The sequence below is a fragment of the Bifidobacterium myosotis genome (assembly GCF_002259745.1).
GTDB lineage: Bacteria > Actinomycetota > Actinomycetes > Actinomycetales > Bifidobacteriaceae > Bifidobacterium > Bifidobacterium myosotis.
In genome coordinates this window covers 1-23395 of record NZ_MWWW01000025.1, presented here as the reverse complement: position 1 = coordinate 23395, position 23395 = coordinate 1, and the positions used below count along the sequence as shown (strand labels likewise).

The 23395-nt window shown below is 64.0% G+C and carries 17 protein-coding genes and 2 rRNA genes; 5 read left to right on the top strand and 14 right to left on the bottom strand.

The genetic code is table 11. The features are described from left to right. Positions 1-10 precede the first annotated feature (10 nt). The gene (gene hflX, locus BMYO_RS09430; protein ID WP_094668240.1) at positions 11-1489 is read right to left on the bottom strand and encodes a GTPase HflX; all 1479 of its coding nucleotides are present in this window, start codon (positions 1487-1489) and stop codon (positions 11-13) included. A 170-nt stretch (positions 1490-1659) separates the two neighbouring features. Between hflX and BMYO_RS09425 the strand changes: the two genes are divergently transcribed. The 3 genes from BMYO_RS09425 (at position 1660) to BMYO_RS09415 (ending at position 7461) form a co-directional block, all read left to right on the top strand. Then, on the top strand, positions 1660-2316 hold the full coding sequence (locus tag BMYO_RS09425) for a class I SAM-dependent methyltransferase (RefSeq protein WP_094668216.1): 657 nt from the start codon (positions 1660-1662) through the stop codon (positions 2314-2316). After that, positions 2306-6445 carry a DUF3418 domain-containing protein gene (locus BMYO_RS09420; RefSeq protein WP_094668215.1) on the top strand — a complete coding sequence of 1380 codons (4140 nt, stop codon included), beginning with the start codon at positions 2306-2308 and terminating at the stop codon, positions 6443-6445. The genes BMYO_RS09425 and BMYO_RS09420 overlap by 11 nt, the downstream gene beginning before the upstream one ends. 224 nt (positions 6446-6669) lie before the next feature. Then, positions 6670-7461, top strand: a complete 792-nt coding sequence (locus tag BMYO_RS09415) for a hemagglutinin (protein ID WP_094668214.1) — start codon at positions 6670-6672, stop codon at positions 7459-7461. A gap of 57 nt (positions 7462-7518) precedes the next feature. On the opposite strand, the gene BMYO_RS09410 is transcribed toward BMYO_RS09415, so the two are convergent. Both BMYO_RS09410 and glnA read right to left on the bottom strand, forming a co-directional pair. Then, positions 7519-8766 (bottom strand): MFS transporter, encoded by a 1248-nt coding sequence (locus tag BMYO_RS09410; protein ID WP_094668213.1) that lies wholly within the window; start codon positions 8764-8766, stop codon positions 7519-7521. 226 nt (positions 8767-8992) lie between these two features. Next, positions 8993-10330: a type I glutamate--ammonia ligase gene (glnA, locus tag BMYO_RS09405; protein WP_094668212.1), complete on the bottom strand. Its 1338-nt coding sequence runs from the start codon at positions 10328-10330 to the stop codon at positions 8993-8995. 96 nt (positions 10331-10426) lie between these two features. On the opposite strand from glnA, the gene BMYO_RS09400 reads away from it, so the two are divergent. Continuing rightward, complete coding sequence (locus tag BMYO_RS09400; RefSeq protein WP_094668239.1) at positions 10427-11872, top strand: DUF2252 domain-containing protein; 1446 nt, start codon at positions 10427-10429, stop codon at positions 11870-11872. 220 nt (positions 11873-12092) lie between these two features. On the opposite strand, the gene priA is transcribed toward BMYO_RS09400, so the two are convergent. The 8 genes from priA to BMYO_RS09360 form a co-directional block, all read right to left on the bottom strand. Then, positions 12093-12818, bottom strand: a complete 726-nt coding sequence (gene priA / locus BMYO_RS09395) for a bifunctional 1-(5-phosphoribosyl)-5-((5-phosphoribosylamino)methylideneamino)imidazole-4-carboxamide isomerase/phosphoribosylanthranilate isomerase PriA (RefSeq protein ID WP_094668211.1) — start codon at positions 12816-12818, stop codon at positions 12093-12095. A 58-nt stretch (positions 12819-12876) separates the two neighbouring features. After that, positions 12877-13524 carry an imidazole glycerol phosphate synthase subunit HisH gene (gene hisH / locus BMYO_RS09390; RefSeq protein ID WP_094668210.1) on the bottom strand — a complete coding sequence of 216 codons (648 nt, stop codon included), beginning with the start codon at positions 13522-13524 and terminating at the stop codon, positions 12877-12879. A gap of 88 nt (positions 13525-13612) precedes the next feature. Beyond that, positions 13613-14509: a hypothetical protein gene (locus BMYO_RS09385; protein ID WP_094668209.1), complete on the bottom strand. Its 897-nt coding sequence runs from the start codon at positions 14507-14509 to the stop codon at positions 13613-13615. After that, a complete protein-coding gene (gene hisB, locus BMYO_RS09380; protein WP_094668208.1) occupies positions 14509-15111 on the bottom strand; it encodes an imidazoleglycerol-phosphate dehydratase HisB in 603 nt (200 codons plus the stop codon). The genes BMYO_RS09385 and hisB overlap by 1 nt, the downstream gene beginning before the upstream one ends. Before the next feature lie 289 nt (positions 15112-15400). Next, positions 15401-16576 (bottom strand): histidinol-phosphate transaminase, encoded by a 1176-nt coding sequence (locus BMYO_RS09375; RefSeq protein ID WP_094668207.1) that lies wholly within the window; start codon positions 16574-16576, stop codon positions 15401-15403. A gap of 174 nt (positions 16577-16750) precedes the next feature. Further along, on the bottom strand, positions 16751-18148 hold the full coding sequence (hisD, locus tag BMYO_RS09370) for a histidinol dehydrogenase (RefSeq protein ID WP_169834128.1): 1398 nt from the start codon (positions 18146-18148) through the stop codon (positions 16751-16753). Positions 18149-18235: 87 nt separating this feature from the next. After that, on the bottom strand, positions 18236-18604 hold the full coding sequence (locus BMYO_RS09365; protein WP_420807307.1) for an acylphosphatase: 369 nt from the start codon (positions 18602-18604) through the stop codon (positions 18236-18238). Between the two features lie 18 nt (positions 18605-18622). After that, entirely contained in the window at positions 18623-20095 is a 1473-nt protein-coding gene (locus tag BMYO_RS09360; RefSeq protein ID WP_094668206.1) for a xylulokinase, read from the bottom strand. 140 nt (positions 20096-20235) lie between these two features. Here BMYO_RS09360 and BMYO_RS09355 point away from each other — a divergent pair, with 140 nt between their 5' ends. After that, a complete protein-coding gene (locus tag BMYO_RS09355; RefSeq protein ID WP_094668205.1) occupies positions 20236-21063 on the top strand; it encodes an aldo/keto reductase in 828 nt (275 codons plus the stop codon). A gap of 504 nt (positions 21064-21567) precedes the next feature. Here the strand turns inward: BMYO_RS09355 and BMYO_RS09350 are convergent. The 3 genes from BMYO_RS09350 to BMYO_RS09340 all read right to left on the bottom strand — a co-directional run. Further along, complete coding sequence (locus BMYO_RS09350) at positions 21568-22071, bottom strand: GNAT family N-acetyltransferase (RefSeq protein ID WP_094668204.1); 504 nt, start codon at positions 22069-22071, stop codon at positions 21568-21570. Between the two features lie 423 nt (positions 22072-22494). Then, positions 22495-22612, bottom strand: a 5S ribosomal RNA gene (rrf, locus tag BMYO_RS09345). Between the two features lie 180 nt (positions 22613-22792). After that, a 23S ribosomal RNA gene (locus BMYO_RS09340) occupies positions 22793-23395 on the bottom strand; the annotation flags it as partial.

Here is a 23395-nt window from a genome sequence, read left to right as displayed (position 1 = left end):
CCGCCGACCGCTATCCGATGGACCGCTCGACCACCTGCGCCGCCAGATGCGAATCGACGTCGGCCTCGAGCATCACGCCGTCGTCACGGTACTCCACCTTGGTCACCATGCCGTATTCGCGCACGCGGGACAGCAGCGAGCCGGCCGTGTACGGCAGCAGCGCGTTGACGTGCACATGCGGCACCGGCAGCAGCGACTCCACGGCGTCGCGCAGCCCGTCCAACCCCTCACCGCTGAACGCGGAGACGATATGGGCCTCGGGCTCCAGCGAGGCCAGTCGCTCACGTGTGGCCCGGTCCACCTGATCGGCCTTGTTGAAGACCAGCACGCGTGGAATCGAGGCGGTTCCCTCGATGTCCGCAAGCACATCGTTGACGGCGCTGATCTGCGAGAAGGGATCGGGATGCGACCCGTCCACCACATGCAGAATCACGTCCGCCTCGGCCACCTCCTCCAGCGTGGACTTGAACGCCTCGATCAACTGGGTGGGCAGGCGCCGCACGAAACCGACCGTATCGACATAGGCATAGAGGCGCCCGTCGCGCGTCCTGGCTCGCCGCACGGCCGTGTCCAGCGTGGCGAACAGCGCGTTCTCGACCAGCTCTCGCGAACCGGTCAGCCGGTTGGTCAGCGACGATTTGCCCGCGTTCGTATACCCCACCACCGCGACCGTGGGAAGGCCGAACCTACGGCGCGAACCACGTTTGATCTCGCGAGCGGGGGCCATCTCACGGATCTGCCGGCGCAGACGGGCGATGCGCGTGCGGATCACGCGACGATCCATCTCGATCTTGGTCTCACCGGGGCCACGGGAGCCGATGCCCGCATCCGCGCCGGCCGCGCGTCCGCCTGCCTGACGGGACAGCGACCCACCCCAACCGCGCAGACGGGGCAGCATGTATTCGAGCTGCGCGAGCTCCACCTGAGCCTTGCCCTCGCGCGAGGTGGCATGCTGGGCGAAGATGTCGAGGATCACGGCGGTGCGGTCCACCACCTTCACCTTGGCCGTGTCCTCCAAGGCACGGCGCTGCGAAGGTGCCAGATCGTCGTCCACGATGATGGTGTCGGCCTCCTCCCGCGCCACGATGTCCGCGATCTCGCGCGCCTTGCCGGAACCCACGTAGGTGGCCGCATCCGGCTTGAGGCGATGCTGCAGCAAGCCGTCGCACACCACGGCGCCGGCGGTTTCGGCGAGCGCCGCAAGCTCCCTGAGAGACTCCTCCGCCTTGGCCTGCGTCGTCTCGGCCGAGGACCACACCCCCACCAGCACCACGCGTTCGAGGCGCACCTTGCGGTATTCGACCTCGGTGACGTCCTGGAGCTCGCCGAGGCCCGCCACATGCTTGAGCTCGTTACGGGCCTCGCGCTCCTCCCATTCCTGATTGGCATCCTCATGCCAGCCGTCGGCGCGCCGCCCGTCATCGAGCAGCACCTCGGACTGATCGGCCAATACGCCGGACAACGCGGCGTCGGGTTCGGTGGGATTGATGTCGGTGTACTGATTACGCTGGTTGCGGTCGGTCAAGGGCGCCTCGGTCGGGTCGAAGGTTCACGATTCATCTATGGCACTTTATTATCATCAGGTGAGGTGACATGCCGGCGCAGGCATGCAGGAAACGACGAACCACACGCGGCGAACCCCGCGGAATAGGAGCAGACATGGCAGAACAGTATTTCTCCGCCGACCCCTCGTCCAAGGACGTCCGCCGCACGATGCATGTGACGCTGCGCGGCCATGAGGCGGATGTGCAGGTCTCGAACGGCGTGTTCTCCGCCAACCGCGTGGATCTGGGCACATCCGTACTGCTCAGGCAAGCCCCGGAGCCGCCGCTGACGGGCGAGTTCCTGGATCTGGGATGCGGATGGGGGCCCGTGGCCCTGGCCCTGTCCTTCGAGTCGCCGGAGGCCACGGTGTGGGCCGTGGACGTCAACGAGCGGGCGCTCGACCTGACCCATGCGAACGCCCAGGCCAACGGCCGCGCCAATATCCGCACGGCGCTAACGGACGAATCCGGCGCGCCCCTGCCAGACGACGCGCAGCCGGCCTTCGCCTCCACGATGCCCGGGGATCTCACCTTCGACACGATCTGGTCGAACCCGCCCATCCGCATCGGCAAGGAGGCGCTGCACACGCTGCTCATGACCTGGCTGCCGAGGCTCAGGAAGGGCGGAGCGGCGTATCTCGTGGTGCAACGCAATCTCGGCTCCGATTCACTGATCCCCTGGTTGGACGAGGCGTTGGGCGACGACTTCACGGTGGGCAAATACGCGAGCTCCAAGGGCTTCCGTATCATAGAAATCCGTCATGAAATTTGAGTATCCCTCTGAACTTCCGGTTTCCGCCGCGCGCCATGAGATAGCCGACGCGGTACAACACTCGCAGGTGGTCATCGTTTCGGGCCAGACCGGCTCCGGAAAGACCACGCAGCTGCCGAAGATCCTGCTCGAGCTCGGCCGCGGCACGCACGGCCGTCAGATTGTGCACACCCAGCCGAGGCGCATCGCGGCCCGCACGGTGGCCGAACGCATCGCCGCCGAAATGGGCGTGCGCCTCGGCGACGAGGTGGGCTATCAGGTGCGGTTCACCGACGAAAGCTCGCCGAATACCCGCCTGAGGGTGGTCACCGACGGCATCCTGCTGGCCCAGATCCAGCGCGACCCCACGCTGTCCAAATACGACACGATCATCATCGACGAGGCCCACGAGCGCAGCCTCAACATCGACTTCCTCCTCGGTTATCTGACGGCCCTGCTGCCCAAGCGCCGCGATCTGAAGCTCGTCATCACCTCCGCGACCATCGATTCGGTGAAGTTCAAGGAGCATTTCGAGCACGCGCTGCACGAGAAGGTGCCGGTGATCGAGGTGTCCGGCCGCACGTTCCCCGTCCAAGTGGTGTACGAGCCGCTGGGCACCGCACCGGCGCTCATGCGCGAGGTGCCGGGGTTCGCCGTGGGCGCCCGGCCCGGCGACGCCGACTACGAGGAGCTGGCCAACGCCATCGCCGAATCGGACACCGACCGGCCGCGTCGTGGCCGGGACAACGCCGATTACGCCGACGACGGCATCACGGACATGCCCACCGCCGTGGCCCGCGCCTGCGCCGAACTCGTCATCCACTCCTCGCACGAGCGCGGCCCGCGCGACATTCTGGTCTTCGCCTCCGGCGAGCGCGACATCCACGAGTTCGAGGCTGCGCTGCGCCACCATTACGGTCCGCGGGCGGAGGACATGCGCCGGCCGGACGCCATCGAGATCATGCCGCTGTTCGCGCGACTGTCCGCCGCGGACCAGCACAAGGTGTTCGAGTCGCATGTGCACCAGCGCATCGTCATCGCCACGAACGTGGCCGAGACGTCGCTGACCGTGCCGGGCATCCGATATGTGGTCGACCCGGGCACCGCCCGCATCTCCCGCTATTCGAAGACCGCGAAGGTCCAGAGGCTTCCCATCGAGCCAATCAGCCAGGCCAGCGCCGACCAGAGGTCCGGCCGATGCGGCCGTGTGGCCGACGGCATCGCGATCCGCCTGTATTCGCGTGAGGACTACGAGACCCGTCCGCGCTTCACCGAGCCGGAAATCCTGAGGACCTCGCTGGGCGCGGTGGTCCTCCACATGCTGTCGGTGGGCGTGGCCCGCACCGCCGAGGACGTCACCGACTTCGGTTTCATCGACCCGCCGGACATGAAGGCCGTCTCGGACGGCTTCAACGAGCTCACCGAGCTCAAGGCCATCGGCCGCAAACGCGGCGAGGTGACGCTCACCCATATCGGACGGCAGCTGGCGCGCATCCCGATCGACGTGCGTCTGGGACGCATGGTGGTCGAGGCGGCGCGCACCGCCTCCCCCAACACGCTGGCGGCCGTGCTGGTCGTGGTCTCCTTCCTGAGCCTGCAGGACCCGCGCGAACGTCCCGACGACAAGCGCGACGAGGCCGATCGCATCCACAACCGCTATGCGGACGAGACCAGCGACTACCTGACCGCGCTCAACATCTGGGACCGCGTGTTCCAGGCCGACGGCGATCCGAGCAACACCGCGCTCAGGCGCATCTGCAAGACCGAGTATTTCAGCTGGCTCAGGATGCGCCAGTGGAAGGATCTGGTCTCCCAGCTGCGCCAGATGTGCAAGGAGCTCAAGTTCAACGTCGGAGACCCCCTGCCCTCCACCCGTCCGGGGCTGGAGGTGCGCCAGCTGCCGTTGAACCAGCAGGCGGCGCATTCGCTGTGCTGCTCGTGGGATGCGGACGGCATCCACAAGTCGATGCTCGCGGGCCTGCTGTCGATGATGGGCATGCAGGTGGTGCGCGAACCCAAGGCCTCCGATTTCGCCGGCCTGTCCGGTGCGGCACGCGCCCGCGCCCTGAAGCGAGCCCAGAAGCAGTCGAAGAACGAGTATCAGGGTGCGCGCGGCACGCATTTCGCGTTGTTCCCGGCCTCGGCCGTGGCCAAGAAGACGCCTTCGTGGGTGATGAGCACGGAGCTCGTGGAGACCTCCCGTCTGTGGGCCCGGTATTCGGCGGCCATCGATCCGGCGTGGGCCGAACCGCTGGCCGGCCAGCTCACGCGCACCACATACGCCGAGCCGCACTGGTCCGGCTCGCGCGGCTCGGCCGTGGCCACGGCCCGCGTGCTGCTCTACGGTCTGCCGATCGTGCAGGACCGTACCGTGCAGTGGGGGCGCATCAACCCGCTCGAGGCGCGTGATTTCCTCATCCGCCAGGGTCTGGTCGAGGGCGATATCCAGCAACGGTTCAGCTATGACGACTTCGTCGGCGCCAACCGGGATATCCTCGAGGACGCCGCCGACGACGCGAGCCGCACCCGACAGCTTGCGGACACCGTGTCCGACGAGGATCTGTTCGACTTCTACAATGCCGTGATCCCGTCCGATGTCACGTCCGTGGCCGATCTGGCCAAATGGTGGAAGGGCGAGCATGAGGCGCATCCGGACCTGCTCACGTTCGACCCGTCGAAGGTGGAGCGTCTGGCCTCCAGCGATGCGGTGAGTCTGGACGACTACCCGGACCACTGGCATACGATGGGTTCGGACGGACAGCCCATCGACCTGAGGCTGAGCTACGTGTACGACCCGGCCGATCCGGCCGACGGCGTGACCGTGCATGTGCCGCTGAAGGCGCTGTCGCGCATCAGCGCCGAACAGTTCACATGGAATGTGCCGGGTCTGCTGGACGAGCTGATCCTGGCGATGATCAAGGCGTTGCCGAAGCAGTTGCGCGTCCAGTTCGTGCCCGCCCCGGACGCCGCGCGCGCGATCCGCGATTGGATCGACGAGCATTACCCCGACCTGCCCGGCTCCGGCGATCGTCAGCGGCCGAACCTGCCACCGGCGGACGAGAACGGCGACGCCACCGGATGGCCAGATCTCGCCCATGTGTTCACCAAGGCCGCCATCGCCACCGTGGGGGCGCAGATTCATCCCGAAGTGCTGGGCCCGGAGCTCATCGAACGTCTGTCGCCGTATCTCAAGGTCACCTTCTCGGTGGAACAGCAGGTGCCCGGCGGGCGCAACCAGCGCGGACGGCGTCATGACCGCGGCGCCACTAAGGTGTTGGGCACGTCCAAGGACCTCAAGGCGCTGCAGCGCCGGTTCGCCGAGCAGGCCGAGGCCTCGGCGCGGCAGATGGTGCGCAGGCAGGCCGATCAGGCCGGCGCCCAAGGAAAGCTTGTGCAGCAGGCGAATCTGCTGCACAAGGCCGGCGCCACCACGGAGTCGCGAGCCACGATGCTCTGGCGTGGCGCGTTGGATGCGTTGCGGCTGCCGGCCGAACGCATCTCCTCGCGCTGGCTGGGCGCCGAGGCGCTGATGCTGGCCTCCGCCCCGTACAAGTCCACCAAGGACCTGGTCGAGGACCTTCAGCTGGCCGCCGTCAAGCGGCTGTTGCCGAAGGTGGACTCGCTCGGCAGCGACGAGGCGTTGGCCAACGCCGTGCTGGACGTGCGCGAGGTCTACGAGGACACTGTCTATCAGGTGGCGCGCGACGTCATCAGTATCCTCAAGGCCTATGCCGAGGTGGACAAAGCCACGTCCGGCAAGGCCGACCTGCCGATGCTGTCGGTGCTGCAGTCGATTCGCGAGCATATCGCCACGCTGGTCTATCCCGGATTCATCGGGCGTACTCCCCCGGACGAGCTCACGTCGATCGGACGGTATCTCAAGGCCGACCTGAGCCGACTGTCCAAGGCGAAGATGGACAAGAACCGCGATGTGAAATGGGCATGGCAGGCGGACGAGGCCAAGCAGCTCGTAGACAAGGCCCTCGCCCACGCCAAGGGCGAACCGGCGGGGCCGCGTCATGAAACGCTGATGCGTCAGGCGGAGCAGGCGCGCTGGATGCTCGAGGAGTTCTACGTGAGTCTCTGGGCGCAGGAGATCGGCACCAAGGGGCCGGTCTCGCTCAACCGCATCAGGAAAGCGCTGGCGTGAGCGGGCGCGGGCATGGAGGCGGTACCGGCTCGTCGTCCGCCGGAAAGCGGAAGCAGTCAACGGCGGCCTCCCGGCAAGGCAAGGCCCGCGCGACCCGTACCGGGAACGCCGGAACCGTGCGGAAACGGCGACAAACTTCACGACCGAAATCATCGCGTCGCCGCCGTAAAGCCGGTCCGCTGGCCCGTGCGTGGCGCCGCGCGAACTGGCGCACGCGACTGAGGATGGTGCTCATCCCCACGGTGACGGTCATCGCCGTCGTCGCGCTCGTCATCGCGGCGGTGCGTTTCGTACGTTGGCGCGGCGCGGTCATCGCCGCCGAGAAGGCCCAGCTGGAGATGGCGAAGACCTATGGGTTCAACCCCGGCAACATCATTTCGGACGGCCAGTTCTTCAACGGTTCCGCGATGAGCGAGGCCGAGGTGCAATCGTTTCTTGACGCCCAGGGCGGCTCCCTTGCCACCATGACGTTCGATACCGCAAGCGAATCGGGTGAAGGCCTGTGCGAGGATTTCACCGGCGCGCGTGGGCAGTCGGCGGCGGCCATCATCGCCCGTGCCGGCGCGGCCTGCGGCGTCAGTCAGAAGGTGCTGCTCACCGTGCTGCAGAAGGAGCAGCATCTGGTGACCGCCGTCGATCCGGACGCGTTCCAGCTCCGTTCGGCGATGGGCCTCAACTGCCCGGACACCGCCGACTGCGATCCGGCGTATGACGGTTTCGCCAGACAGGTGTATGGCGCGGCGAAACGTTACCGCTACTATCTGGCGAACGAGGACCGGTACGGCTACCGGGCGAACAGTCTCAACTACATCCGGTACCATCCGGACCAGGCGTGTGGCGGCAGCGAGGTGTATATCGAGAACAAGGCCACGGCGTTGCTCTACATCTATACGCCCTACCAGCCGAACGTGGCCGCGCTGGCCGCCGGCAACGGCACGGGCGACGCCTGCTCCAGCTACGGCAACCGCAATTTCGATCTCATCTACTCCGGCTGGTTCGGCTCGCCGCGCGCCTGACGAGGACGCGCCACATCATCCACGCCATCCGGCTCACCATCCGGCTCACCATCCGACTCACCGCTCAGGACGCTGCCCGACATACGGGCGCAGTGCCATGGTCACCACCATGGCGAGCAGGGCGAAGACGGCGCCGACCGGTCCGAGCCAAGTCAGGCCAAGGGAGTCGTTGGCCACGCCACCCACCGCGGAACCGATGGCGATGCCGATGTTGAAGGACATCGAGTTGAGCGATGATGCGAGGTTCATCGACCCCGGATGGGATTGGGCGGCCACGTCCATGTACAGCACCTGCGACGATGCGTTGAACTGGTACATGAGCAGACCAAGCGCCACCAGCAGCACCGCGCCGTAGACGGGAATCCAGTGGGCTGCGGCCAGCGAGGCGAGCAGCACGGCGTGGGCGAGGAACACCCAGCGCAGATGGTAGAGCGGCTCCACTCCCCTACCGTGCTCGGCGAGCTTGCCGGCGGTCAGGTTGCTGATGAGGCAGGCCACGCCGTACACCACCAGTCCGAGGCTGACATAGCGTTCCGGCAGGTGGATCTCGTCGCGCATGATCGGAGTCAGATAGGTGTAGAACACGTAGCTTGCCGCAGCACCGAACACCACGGCCAGCACGCCCAGATGGATGCGCCGGTCGAAGAACAGACGGAACTGGGAGAGGAAGCCGACCTTGATGATGTGGCTGTTGCGCGGCAGCACTATGAACATGGCGATGAGCAGGATGACGGTCAGCACGTTGATCATGTGGAAGGTCCAACGCCAGCCGAAGATGTTGGCAATCGACGTGCCGATGGGCACGCCCACCACGGAGGCGATGGAGAAACCCGAGAACACCCACGCGATGAACTTGGTACGGTATTTGTCCTGCGTCACATCCGGCGCGAACGTCATCGCGATGGCCACCAGCGTGCCGGAGACGGACGCGATGAGCAGACGCGCCACCAGAAGCACCGGATAGTTGGGGGCGAAGGCGCACAGGATGTTGCCCAGCAGGAACACGCCCATCAGCGTCAAATAGGTGGCGAAGCGCGGGAAGCGTGCGCTCAGCGCCGAGCCAAGCGGCGTGCATGGCGCATAGACGAACGCGAAGATGGCCACCAGATTGCCGACCGTCACCTCGGAGACCCCGAGCCCGGAGGCGATGTCCGGCAGGATGCCGACCACCACGAATTCGCTCAGGCCCAGCATGAAGCTCGCGAAGATCAGGATATTGACCGGTAGGGTGAAGAACCGGTCCCCACGACCGCCATTCTGGGATGCAGCGGATGCCGTGGATGCAGCGGACTGGATATCGGCCATTCTGAGCACTCCTTTACTCCTGTTCGTACTCCTGTTCGTGTTGCATGCTATTGGCCGATGCCTACAACCGAGGCCCGTGACACGCCGCCATGCCGCCGCCCGTCCGCCAAACGACATATGGCACCGGCCTTTCGGCCGATGCCATATCACTTCCATGCGGTGAGCCACCGCAACATTCCCATCCGAAACCTGCGGATGGACGACGCCCCACGGCGTCAGATCACGCTTACAGCTTGGGCAGGTACTTCTTGAGCTCGTACGGCGTGACCTGGTGGTTGTACTCCTCCCACTCCTGATGCTTGTTGCTCAGGAAGTAGCCGAAGGCGTGCTCGCCGAGCACATCGGCCACGAAGTCGGACTTCTCCATGATCTTGAGCGCCTCGTCCAGCGAGCGCGGCAGCGGCTGGATGCCCATGGCCTGACGTTCGCCGTCGGTGAGCTCCCAGACGTCGTCGCTGGTGGGTTCGCCCAGCTGCATCTGCTTGTCGATGCCGTCGAGGCCCGCGGCCAGCAGCACCGAGTAGGCGAGGTACGGGTTGGCGACCGGGTCGAGGGCGCGGAACTCCATGCGCGCGGAGTTGCCCTTGCCGGGCTTGTACTGCGGGATGCGCAACAGCGCGGACCGGTTGTTGTGGCCCCAGCAGATGTAACTCGGCGCCTCGTTGCCGCCCCACAGGCGCTTGTACGAGTTGACGTACTGGTCGGTCACCGCGCAGATCTCCGCCGCATGGTACAGGATGCCGGCGGCGAACTGGCGTGCCGTGAGCGACATGTTGAACTCCTGGCCAGCCTCGTAGAAGGCGTTGGAATCGCCTTCGAACAGGCTCAGGTGCGTGTGCATGCCGGAGCCGGGGGCGTCGGCCAGAGGCTTCGGCATGAAGCTGGCGTGGATGCCGCGCTCCAGCGAAATCTCCTTGACGACCGTGCGGAAGGTCATGATGTTGTCCGCCGTGGTGAGGGCATCGGCGTAGCGCAGATCGATCTCGTTCTGTCCCGGACCCGCCTCATGGTGCGAGTACTCCACCGAGATGCCCATCTGCTCGAGCATGTTCACGGTGGCGCGGCGGAAGTCCATGCCGGGGCTGCGCGGCACATGGTCGAAGTAGCCGCCCTCGTCGATCGGGGTCGGTGCCTTGGACCAGTCGGTCTGGCTTTCGAACAGGTAGAACTCGATCTCGGGATGCACGTAGAACGTGAATCCCTTCTCCTTGGCCTTGGCGAGCGCGCGCTTGAGCACATGGCGCGGATCGCCGAGCGACGGCTCGCCATCAGGCGTCAGAATGTCGCAGAACATACGTGCGGTTCCTTGAGGACCGCCGCGCCACGGCAAAATCTGGAAGGTGGAGGGGTCCGGGTGAACGATCATATCGTCTTCGGATACGCGGGTCATGCCCTCGATGGCGGAACCGTCGAACCCGAGCCCCTCCTCGAATGCGGATTCCAGCTCCGCGGGAGCGATAGCCACGGATTTCAATGTTCCCAACACATCCGTGAACCAAAGACGAATGAAGCGCACGTCGCGTTCCTCGACCGTGCGCAGCGCAAACTCCTGCTGTTTATCCATAATCGCCTATCGTTCCATAGCCGTGTTACGACCGGCGTTAACATCCCACGGAATGTTGCGCGCCTCGCGGCCCGTCATTGGGTTATGGTGGTTCCCATGAGCGAAGCAGCAGAAGACCATCTCACCCCGTCCCCCAATCCGCCGGTCGACGTCGCCTCCTGGAGGCAGGCCGCCAATCCACGCGACCGTTCTCGGGCCGGCATCGCCGCCCGAGCCAAGGCCCCGCTCGAGGCCCACGCCGTCTGGCAGGTACGTTCCGGACGCCGCGAGGCCATCAGCCTGCTCGAGGAGCAGTCGGCGATTCGCGTACCGGAGCTGGTGCCGCTGCGCTACAAGCGTATGAGCGTGAGTCCGTTCACCTTCTACCGTGGCACGGTGCTCATCATGACCAATGATCTGGCCACGACTCCCGTGACCGGCATCCCGGTGCAATGCGTCGGCGATGCGCATATCGGCAATTTCGGTATCTTCCGCTCCCCCTCCGCCCGCCTGGTGTTCGACATCAACGATTTCGACGAAACGGCGATTGGCCCTTGGGAGTGGGATCTCAAACGTCTGGCGGTCTCCGTGGAGATCTGCGGCCGGGCCAATAAGCTCAAGGAGCGCGACCGCCGGGATGCGGTGATCAACTGCGTCGAGACCTACCGCACGCGGATGAAGTGGTTCTCCGAAATGGACTATCTGGATGCCTGGTACGAGCATCTGGACGTGGAGGAGACGCTGGACCGGTTCGAGAACGACGGTTCCTCCCACAGCCATGTGCTGCGCGAGGCCGCCATGAAGGCACTGCTCAAGGACAATGACGCGGCCGCGGCCAAGCTATGCCATTATGAGGGAGGCAAGCTGCGGTTCAAATCGAATCCACCGGAACTGGTGCCAATCAACCAGCTTGACGACTACGCCGACGTCGAGGCCCTGCAGGCCCGAATCGATACGCTGTTCGAAAGCTACCGGCATTCGCTGTACGATGACCGCCGCATGGTGTTCGACCATCTGCGCTATCAGGACGCCGCCCGCAAGGTCGTGGGCGTCGGATCGGTGGGCCAACGCGCATGGACGTCCATCTGGATCGCACGCGACATGGACGACCCGATGATGATCCAGATGAAAGAGGCCACGTATTCCGTGCTGGAGCACTACTGTGGCGCCTCGAAGTACGCCACGCACGGCGAGCGCGTGGTGCAGGGGCAGAAGATCATCCAGTCCACGGCGGACGTGCTGCTCGGCTGGTCCAGCTTCATGGCCGAGGACGGTCGCAAGCGCGACTACTACGTGCGGCAGCTGTGGAACGGCAAGGGGTCCATCGACATCGACAACCTCAATGCGTCGGGGCTCAACGATCTGGCCCGCATGTGCGCATGGGCGCTGGCCCATGCGCATGCCCGAACCGGCGATTCCATCGCCATCGCCAACTACATGGGTGGCACGGACGAGTTCGACCAGTCCATCGCCTCGTTCGCCGTATCCTATGCTGAGCAGAACGAGGAGGACTACGCCGTGTTCAAGGGGCTGCTCAAATCCGGTGAGCTGCCCTGCGCGTAGTGGTTCTCGCGGGGGCGGTTGCTTCGCTACGGCTCCACAGCGGCTCCGTGACGGCTCCGTCCAGCGGGTCAAACGCGAAGACCCGTGTCGGTGGCCCTGCAAACGATGACGCGCAGGGCCGCCGACACGGGTCTTTCGATATGAATATCAGTCCGGATGCAGTAGGATTCCGGCCCGGATTCGGACTGCATCCGAATAGGGCAGGCCTACTTCCAAAAGCCTACTTCGCCACCTCCAGGGCCTCCTGCAGCGTGAAGGCGCGGGCGTAGAGGGACTTGCCGAGAATGGCCGCGTCCACGCCGAGATCGGCGAGTTCCTTGATGGCCTTGAGATCGTCCAACTTGGAGATGCCGCCGGATGCGGTCACCTTGGCATCGGTGCGTTCGGCCACCTCGCGAAGCAGTTCGATGTTCGGACCGGACATCATGCCGTCCTTGGCCACGTCGGTGACCACATAGCGGGAGCAACCCACGGAGTCGAGGAACTTCATGGTCTCGAACAGGTCGCCGCCCTCGCGGGTCCATCCGCGTGCGGCCAGCGTGTGGCCACGCACGTCAAGTCCGACGGCTACGCGATCTCCGTATTTGCCGATGACGGAGGCGGTCCAGTCGGGATTCTCCAGCGCCGCGGTGCCGATGTTCACACGGGCCGCGCCGGCTTCGAGCGCCGCATCCAGCGATTCGTCGTCACGCACGCCACCGGACAGTTCGATGTTCACCTTGTCGCCCAGCTCATGGACGATGCGGCGCAACTGATCGCGGTTGTTGCCGGTGCCGAATGCGGCATCGAGATCGACCAGATGTATCCATTCCGCCCCGGCCTCGACCCAGGTGCGGGCCGCGTCGAACGGCGAACCGTAGTCGGTCTCGGAACCGGATTCGCCCTGGCGTAGGCGTACGGCCTTGCCGTCGCGCACATCGACGGCGGGAAGCAGAGTCAATGACATAACCATTACCTTTCGTATTGGGCCCGCCGCACCGGCAGGCTGTTCGCATCTCGCGATGTCAGAACGTGGCGACCCAGTTCCTCAGCAGCTGGGCGCCCGCATCACCGGACTTCTCCGGATGGAACTGCGTAGCCGAAAGCGGTCCGCGCTCGTATGCGGCCACGAAACGGGAGCGCCCGTACCGGCACCAGCTCACATGCTCGTCATAGCCGGACAGGTCGATGGAGAACGGCGCGGTGTCCGCGGCCGTGACGGCCATGGCGGCATAGGAGTGCACGAAGTAGAAGCGCTCACCCTCCACGCCCTTGAGCAGCGTGGAATCCGAATCGGCTTCGATGGTGTCCCAACCCATGTGCGGCACCACATCCGCATCGAGCAGGTCGACCGATCCGCCGATCAGACCGAGACCATCGGCATGGTCGCCATGCTCCAGACCATGTTCGAACATGATCTGCTCCCCCACGCACACACCGAGCACCGGACGGCCGGCACGGATGCGGTCGTAGACAACCCGGTCGCCATCCACCTTCTTCAAGCCCGCCATGCATGCGGCGAATGCGCCGACGCCCGGCACGACGAGTCCGTCGGCTTCAAGCGACTGCCGGTAATCGGAAGTCAGCGTGGTGTCCACGCCGAGATTGGCGAGCGCACGCACCATGGAGCGCACGTTGCCGAATCCGTAATCAAAGACAACCGCTTTGGTCATATTCCGCCTTCCCTTCACGTTGCTATGAACGTTTCATATCTATGAACGATGTCCATGAGCGTTCACGAACGCCGTTGCCCCGGACCGTCTATTCGATGCGCGTGCCGCGTCCCCCACGGCCGCGCTTGGTGTGGTTGGCCAGTACCTGCATGGCTTCGTCATGGGTGAGACCTGCGGAATCCACCACCTCAAACCCCTGCGTCTTGAGCTGCGCCAAGGTGACGATGCCGAGCATCATGTCCTCGACGAATCGCGGCGTGGAGGTGAACAGCACGGGCGGCGCGAAACTCTGTCCCGCCTCGCCTTGCAGATACATCGTGGCCTCGAGTTTGTCGGCACGGTTGACCGCAAGCACCACGGCCATGCCGGAGACCACGGTGGTCAGATCCTTGGCGGCCGCTTCCGGGCCGTCGCCGTCCAGGTTCTTCAGCACGGCGATGGCGCCCTGATTGGAACCGACGCATTCGGCCGCGATGTCCGACAACTGGCAGAACGCGGCGAGCAGCTCCGCCGAGGCCACACGCGTGACGATCAGCGCCACCTTGGCCTTGTTGCCGAGCAGGCCGGCCAGTTCGTTGTCGAAACCGAGCGAGGGGTCCACGACATCGGCCATGGCCTCGTTCACCGCATCCGCCGCCGCCTGCTCATCGAAATCCGCGGATTGGCCGGGCTGCGCGGGGTGTCCGTCCTTCTCGTCCTGATCGGCACCGGTGGCATCCTGTTGTCCATCCCGCCCGGTCTGATTGGACTGGTGAATCTGACCGGACTGGTGAGTCTGCTCAGCCGGCCCAGCCTGACCGATTCGATCGACGTCGGCGCCATCCTCCCCGTCAGCCGCATGCCCGGTCTCCGGCGATGCAGCCGGATTGGAGGAATCGTCCGCGAATTCCTTCTCGAACCCGGCCAGCGCCGCTTCCAGCTCCTCGTCGGAGAAATGCGGTTCGTCCGGGTCGAAATCCTGTTCGCCGTTCGTCTTCCCCGACATCACAGGCTGCCTTTCGTGCTGGGAATCAGTCCCTGAATACGCGGATCGGGTTCGATGGCGAAACGCAGCGCACGGGCCAGTGCCTTGAATTCGGCTTCGGCGATGTGGTGCGGGTCACGGCCGGCGAGCACCTGCATGTGCAGGCAGATGCCGGCGTGCAGCGCGATGGATTCCATCACATGGCGCACCAGCGAGCCGGTGAAGTGGCCGCCCATCATGCAGTACTCGAAGCCTTCCGGCTCTCCGGTGCACACCACGTAGGGGCGTCCGGAGATATCGACGACGGCCTTGGCCAGCGCCTCGTCAAGTGGCACGGTGGCGTCGGCGAAACGGCGGATGCCGCGTTTGTCGCCCAGAGCCTGCTTCAGCGCTTCGCCGAAGACGATGGCCGTGTCCTCCACGGTGTGATGCACGTCGATGTCGGTGTCGCCATGCGCGTGGATGGTCAAATCGATGAGCGAATGCTTGCCGAGCGCGTTCATCATGTGGTTGTAGAACGGCACGGACGTGTCGATGTCGGTTTTACCGGTGCCGTCGAGGTCCAGGGTCAGATCGATGTGCGATTCGCTGGTTTCGCGGACGATGTGCGCGGTGCGCGCCATGACGATGCTCCTTGTCTTGCGGTGCGCCCCGCAGTCGGCCGATTGCGGCCTTCCTCGCAGGGCGCATCATCGAATACGTCTTCTGTATGTGTCAGTTGTACTGCCGGAATTGTCCGGTTCGGTAAATTCGGTTCGGCGTCCCGCGTCGGTGACTCGTTGACTCTGCTTGCGGCTCTCCTGATAAAGGGGAACCAGCTCACAAAGCGGGTCTGAGAGGCAACTGACTGACGTCAGCGGGCTGCTCATGACTCACGACAGGAGAGCGGGCTTCACCATGCGTTTCCGTCCGTTACCGGGCCTCCACCACGCGCATCGATTCGATGAGTGCGGTGCGGAAGCGTTCCATCTCCTCATCCGTGCCCATGCAGACGCGCAACCACCCTTCAGGGCCGACCACGCGGATGAGCACACCGCGCTTCAGCAGCTCGTCGAAGATGGCATCGCGGTCGTCGAAATGCCCGCCGAACAGCAGGAAGTTCGACCCCGACTCGGCCACGGCCAACGGCTGGCCCTTGTAGGTCTGTTCCTTGAGCCATGCCGCTGTGGCCTCGCGTGTTTCGCGCAGATGCTCGACCCGGCTCAGCTGTTCGTCCGTGTGCTCAAAGGCGGCGAGCGCCGCGGCCTGAGTCACGGCGGAGAGATGGTACGGCATGCGCACGATACGCACGCAGTCGATGATGCCCTTGCTGGCGGCAAGATATCCCACACGCGCGCCGGCGAAGGCGAAGGCCTTGCTCATCGTGCGGCTGACGGCCAGATTCGGATGGTCCTTGACCAGGGAAACGGCGCTCGGCGTGCCGGGCTTGCGGAACTCGACATAAGCCTCATCGACCACGAGGATGGGATGCACACCTGCGGGGGCACCCTCCACCTCGGCGCGTTCGCAAGCGGCGAGGATACGCTCGATGTCCTCCATCGGCAACGGTGTGCCGGTCGGGTTGTTCGGACTGGTGAGCAGCACCATCGACGGCTTCACCTCATGGATGGCTTCGATGGTCTTCTCCACGTTGAGGGTGAAGTCGGCGTTGCGGTGGACGAGCTTCCACCCGGTGAACGTGTCCCGCGCATACTCCGGGTACATGGAGTAGGTGGGGTCGGCGCCCAGAGCCGTACGACCGGGACCGCCGAATGCCTGGAACAGCTGGAGCATGATTTCGTTGGAGCCGTTCGCGCCCCAGAGCTCATCCACGTCGAGTCGGGTGCCGGATTCGCGGGCAAGATAGTCGCTGAACGCCTGACGCAGCTTGACATGCTCGCGGTCGGGATAGCGGTTGAGCGTGGGGGCGATCTCCAGCACGCGTTTGGCGATGGTTTCGCACACCTCGGGGTCAGGTGCGTACGGGTTCTCGTTGACGTTGAGGCAGACCGGCACGTCAAGCTGTGGTGCGCCGTACGGCTCCTCGCCGATCAAATCGTTGCGCAGCGGCAGATCGGCCGGGATCGCATTGCTGTTGTTCTCACTCATTGTTGCTTTTCCTCTCCCCCAAGTGCGGTGCCGTCATTCGACGGCATGGGCTGTGCGACGACATATGACGGGGATGGCCGGAATCGTGATGGCCATCCCCTGCACGATCATTCCGGATATCGCCGGATTCCCCTGTTTGCCAGGCGCATCACGGCGATTCGGTGCCGTCCTGTATTACAGCAGGCCGGCTTCCTTCTCCTGCTCGCGCAGCGTGGCCTTGTCGTACGGATCCTTGACGAAACGACTCAGTACGCACTCGCCGTGGGCCGGCAGATCTTCGGAGACGGCGAAGGCGTTGATACGCGCGGCGAGCTCCTTCAGGCCCTCCTCGTCGTATTCGATGACTTCGACCGGCTTCATGAAGGTGTGCACGCCAAGACCGGCGGCGAAACGGGCGGTGCCACCGGTGGGCAGCACATGGTTCGAACCGGACATGTAGTCGCCCAGCGGCACCGGGGAGTACGGACCGCGGAAGATGGCGCCGGCGTTCTTGATGCGCTTGACAACGGCGTCCGCGTCGGCGGTCTGGATTTCGAGATGCTCGGCCGCGTAGGCGTTGGCCGCATCGATGGACTCATCGAGGTTGTCGGTGAGCACAATGGCGGACTGTGTGCCGGACAGTGACGTGTGGACGCGCTCGGCATGCTCGGTGCGAGGCACGCGATAGTTGAGGTTCTCCTGCACCTGCTCGGCGAATTCCGACGAATCGGTGAACAGCACGGAACCGGCAAGTTCGTCGTGTTCGGCCTGACCGATCAGGTCGGCGGCCACAAGGCTCGGGTTGGCGTCCTTGTCGGCGATGATGCCGATTTCGGTGGGGCCGGCGACCGCGTCGATGCCCACGAATCCGGAGACGAGCGACTTGGCGGTGGCCACGAAGATGTTGCCCGGACCGGTGATCTTGTCGACCGGATCGCACAGCACCTCGCCGTCCTGGGGTTCGCTGCCCTTGGCACCATAGGCGAACATGGCGATGGCCTGTGCGCCGCCGACCGCGTAGACCTCCTTGACGCCCAGAATGGCGCAGGTGGCGAGGATGGTCTTGTTCGGCAGACCGTTGCTGTCGTCACGGGCCGGCGGAGTGGCGATGGCCAGCGATTCGACGCCGGCTGCCTGGGCGGGCACGGCGTTCATGATCACGGAGCTTGGGTACACGGCCTTGCCGCCGGGCACGTACAGGCCGACGCGCTGGATCGGAATCCAACGCTCCGCGACGCGAGCGCCGGGGGCCAGATCGGTGTGGAAGTCCTTCGGCACCTGGTTCTTGGCGACCGCGCGGGCGCGACGCACGGATTCCTCGATGGCGGCACGCACCTCGGGGTCGAGCTGTTCCAGCGCCTCATCGAACGCCGCTTCGGGCACGCGCAGGTGTTCGGGGCGCACATGGTCGAATTTCTCCTCGAAGTCGCGCAACGCGGCTGCACCGCGCTCCTTGACGTCTTCGAGGATCGGACGCACCAGATCGGTGGCCTCGGAGGTTCCCATGGCGGCACGCGGCATCGCGGCCAGCAGTTCGGCGCGGGTCAGGTGCTTACCGCGCAGATCAATGATTCGCATGATGTTCTCGCTCATAACTATCCATCGTAGCAACGTGCGCTCACGAACCTTCGCGCAATGCCCACTTTCAGCCGTATCGTGAGATTATCGTGCGGCGCCTGGTCAGCCGCGCACGCGGAAGTCGCCGTGCGTCTCGTCGGTCAATGCCATATCCTCGACCTGCACATCCCGCACCCTAGCCCATCTCGGCCCCTGACGCAGTGCGCAGATGAATGCGTGCACGGCGTCCTCGTCGCCCTGCACCTCGGCCTCGACCGAACCGTCGAACCGGTTGCATACCCAGCCGGCGACCCCGAGGTCACGGGCCTTCATGACGGCGAAATACCGGAAGCCGACGCCCTGCACCAAGCCGGTGACGACGATATGCCTACGCACCATGTGCTTGTCTTCCTCGCGATGCTTGCGTGCCTCATGTTCCGATGCCATACGTTCATATGCCTCGTCCATCGGCGCATGCCTCGAACTCGTCATATTCATCCTCAAGCCCTCTCACATCAGCGTCCGCAAAGCCGGGTACAGCGTCAGGAAACGCCGGTAGGCGGTTTCGTAGGTCCGCGTCGCCGCGGCGTCGGGCGCATACGTCGTGCTCTCACGGATGGCGTGCACCAGATCGGCGTCGCCGAACACCAGAGAGGCGAGCGCCACGGCGGGCAGCACCTCCGCGTTGCCGAATACTTCGACCGGATGGTCCAGCACATCGGCGAGGATCTGGCACCATGCGCTTTCGCGGGCGCCGCCCCCGATCAACGATATCGAGACGGGCGCGACATCGAAGCTGCCCATCCCCTCGCGGATCGAGAAGGCCACACCCTCCAGCGCCGCCCGCATCATGTCCGCGCTGGTCGTGTCGGGGGAGAGTCCCACGTAGGCGCCGCGGATATCCGGGTTCATCACCGGGAACCGCTCCCCCACCAGATACGGCAGGCACAGCACGCCGTGGGAGCCGGGCACGGACCCTTCCACGAGCTCGTGCGCCTTCTCGTAGTCGGCTCCGGCGAACACATGGGTCGCCCATTGGTGCACGTCCCCGGCGTTGAGGAACGGCACGGCGTTCACGAATCCCGGTCCGACGCCGAATGCGAGGTTGGCGGCGCCCGGCTTGTCCGTGAACGGTTCGTGCGATATGGTCGCGATCCAACCGGACGTACCTATGTTGATGTTGTACTGACCGGGCCGGCTCACCCCGCTGGCGAACGTGGTGGCGCCGGCGTCGCCGATGCCGGCATATACTGGCGTGCCCACAACGAACCCGGTACGTTCCGAGGCCTCCGGCGTGACCGCCCCGATGCGGTCCTGCGGCGCATGCAGCTCCGGCAGCAATGTCCTGTCGAGCCCGGCCGCCGCACATAATCCCGCAGCCCAACGCCCTTCACGGATATCCATGGCACCGGCCGTGGAGCATGCCGCCACATCGCCCACACAGACGCCGGTCAGACGAGCGATGAGATAGTCCTTCGAGCTGATGAGCACATGACGGATATGCCCGAAGACCTCGGGAGCGCGATCACGCAGCCACATGAGTTTGGGCAGCGGCAGACAGCCCTCAAGCCGATTGCCCACGATATCAAGGAATTCACGCTCGCCGCCTTCCAGCGCCGACGCCAAACGTGACGCCTGCTCCTGTGCCCGGCCATCCGAATACAGGATGGCGTTGCGCACCGGATTCAGATCGGTGTCCAGAGCGATGACATCCTGCATCTGGCCGCTGCAGATGATACCGGCGATGCGTGATGCGTCGAATCCGGGATCGTCGGACGCATCCGCCGCCTGTTCCAGCATGCTCCGGGAGACGTTGCGGAACGCCTGCCACCATTGGCCCGGGTCCTGTTCCCGTTCATCGCCGTCAATGAGCAGATCCAGATTCTCGCTCGCGCTGGCGATGATCCTGCCGCCGTCATCGACCATGGCGCCTTTCAGCGCGGTGGTGCCCGCGTCGAATACGGCCGCGTATTTCGTCTTCATCGGTCTGTCCCCTCATCCGAGCCCTGCATGCCGCTTCCCCATCGTAGCCGTCAGTCGAGCCTGGACATCGACCTGTGTTCATCGGCGTCGTTCTCTAGAGTAGGTGATGAACGAATACCACTTTCGGATTGCGAGGCATCATGGCAATTCAATCGACCATCACGCTCAACAACGGCACGGTTATCCCGCAGGTGGGTCTGGGCGTGTTCCAGACACCGGACGGCGACACCACGGTGAATGCGATAGAGGCGGCGCTGGCGGCCGGCTACCGTCATATCGACACCGCAATGATCTACGGCAACGAGACCTCCGTGGGCGAGGGCATCCGTCGCTCCGGCGTACCGCGCGGCGACATCTTCCTGACCACCAAACTGTGGAACGATGATATCCGCGCCCGCCGTGCCAAGGACGCCTTCCAGGAAAGCCTGGACCGTCTCGGCGTGGACTACGTGGACCTGTACCTCATCCACTGGCCGGTGGACGGCTGGCAGGAGGCATGGGCCGCCATGCAGGATATCTACGCATCCGGCCGGGCGAAGGCCATCGGTGTGAGCAACTTCCAAGCGCATCACATCGACGACCTGCTGGCGGACAGCGACGTGCTGCCCGCCGTCGATCAGATTGAATCCTCACCGCAGTTCGACAACGAGGAGCTTGTTGACTTCCTGGCCACAAAGCACATCGATGTCGAGGCATGGAGCCCGTTGGGCGGTACCGGCGGCAACCTGCTGTCCAACCCGGTGCTAGCCGAAATCGGCGCCAAGTACGGCAAGTCCGCCGCACAGGTGGTGATTCGCTGGCACATCCAGCGCGGCATTGTGGTGCTGCCGAAGTCCACGCATGCGGAGCGCATCCGTCAGAACTTCGACGTGTTCGATTTCGTACTGTCCGATGATGATGTGCAAGCCATCAATGCACTGAACACCTGCCGTCGCAACGGCGCCGACCCCGACAACTTCGATTTCTGATTGCACTCAGCTGGCGCATGACAGCTTGATATCTTGCGCCAGCTGTTCGTTAGTTTTCGGTTCCCCATCGGAATCTCGCCGTGACAGATGGCAGAGTCACTCGCAGGTGACGTGCGAGTCGACGGCCAAGACAACTCACCGCGCACGCAGCGCATCCAGAACCGAAAAACTAGTATGCCGCGTCATAAGTTCGTTGATTAATTCACTACCCCGCAGACCCGCTTCGTGGGCCAGTTCCCCTAACAAGGGGAGCCAAAAATATATTCAACGAATTAATGACGCGGCATACTAGCGGTTCGTCTCGGAAATTCGTTGATTATATTTTTGGCTCCCCTTGTTAGGATGTTGCTGTGAAGCAAACAGCAGAGCTGTTTGTAGGCAACGTACAAGCCGACAGGCAAGCCAGCAGAACACGCACGGAGCGCGTCCATACTTACAGGACTGGCCCGCGAAGCAGGTCCGAGGGGGTAGTGAATTCGTTAACGAATTTATTGACGCGCGATACTAATCGGCGTCGCAGGTCAGTCTCATCTGATGCCATACGACATTGCCGTGAGTGGACGCGGAGACGCCTTCGTCGATAAATCCAAACCGCTGATAGAAGCCAATGAGCCGTTCCTTGCAGGTGAGGACCAGTCCCCTGCGGCCGGCAGCACGCGTATCGTCGATAACCGCACGCATCAGCCGACTGGCATAACCGAGATGCTGGAATCGTGGATCGGTGTCTACACCGAATATCATCTGCCATTCGCCATCAGGATCATGCAACGAAGCGTCCTCGTACATGTCATCCGTCAGGTCCGGACGGTTCGTTGCGAATCCGTTGATGAACGAGATAATGGTCGCCCCATCTGCCAATATCCAGAAGAAATCGGGATACACGGACAGCCGAGCCCGCAATGCATACGCACTGGCCGCCTCGGCAGGCGGAAAGCACGCTTCCTCAATAGCCGTCAGCGCATCCAGATCCTTCATCGTAGCATGACGAATAGTTTCATTGAAATTCATGCGATCATTCTCACGCCATTGTGTTTCATACAAGGAACCATCCGAGGTGCCCTGAGTTGGTGCGGAGCTGGAAAGGGCAGTCCCGATATGACGACGGAGTGGAGACTCAAGTGCGTGAGTGTGTGGAGTTCTGGTGCCGGTTGGTGCCGGGGTTTTCGTGGTGGCTTTGATATTGCCGTCATCGTGCGGCCGCCCGTGGCGTCGTGCGTTTGGGTTCCCGTCAAATGTGGGTAAACGAAGGGTGTCCTGGTGTTGGTGCCGGGGGTTGTCGTTGTGGTTTTGTGTGTTGTGTTGTTGTTTCGGGGTGTGTGGGAATGCTGGGGGCCCTGGCGGGGGTTGGTGTTCCGGTCGAGAGAGAGAATGGGTAGACGAGAGGAGCCCCGATACCGTGTTGGTATCGGGGCTCCCTTGTTAACGTGTGTAGTGCGGCGGTGTGCTACTCTCCCACATCCTCTCGGGTGCAGTACCATCGCCGTGCCAGGCCTTAGCTTCCGGGTTCGGAATGGATGCCGGGCGTCTCTCCTGGGCCATGACCGCCGCAAATCTTCAATTAGACGTCCCACACGCGTTGGTGTGGGGGATTGGTTCCCGTGATGGTCCGGGGACCGGATAGCGGACGCGAAATGCCGATATTGGGTCTTGTGGTCATCCGGATGCTCCATGCCGTCCGGAAATCCAAGCGCAGTACGTTGTTCGTGCTCCCCGACCCTAGGGGTTGGGGTGTGTGTTGCCGTTCCCCCGTTAGTACCGGTCAGCTCCACCCCTTGCGGGGCTTCCACGTCCGGCCTATCCACCACGTGTTCTCCATGGGGGGTACAGGATCTCGAGGGATCCACGGAATGCTTATCTCGGAGCAGGCTTCCCGCTTAGATGCTTTCAGCGGTTATCCCTCCCGAACGTAGCCAACCGGCCGTGCCACTGGCGTGACAACCGGCATACCAGAGGTTCGTCCACCCAGGTCCTCTCGTACTATGGGCAGGCCTCCTCAGCATTCCAACGAGCGCAGAGGATAGAGACCAAACTGTCTCACGACGTTCTGAACCCAGCTCGCGTGCCGCTTTAATCGGCGAACAGCCGAACCCTTGGGACCTGCTCCAGCCCCAGGATGCGACGAGCCGACATCGAGGTGCCAAACCATCCCGTCGATATGGACTCTTGGGAATGATCAGCCTGTTATCCCCGGGGTACCTTTTATCCGTTGAGCGATGCCGCGTCCGTACACCGGCACCGGATCACTAGTCCCGACTTTCGTCCCTGCTCGAGCCGTCGCTCTCGCAGTCAAGCTCCCTTGTGCACTTGCACTCGACACCCGATTGCCAACCGG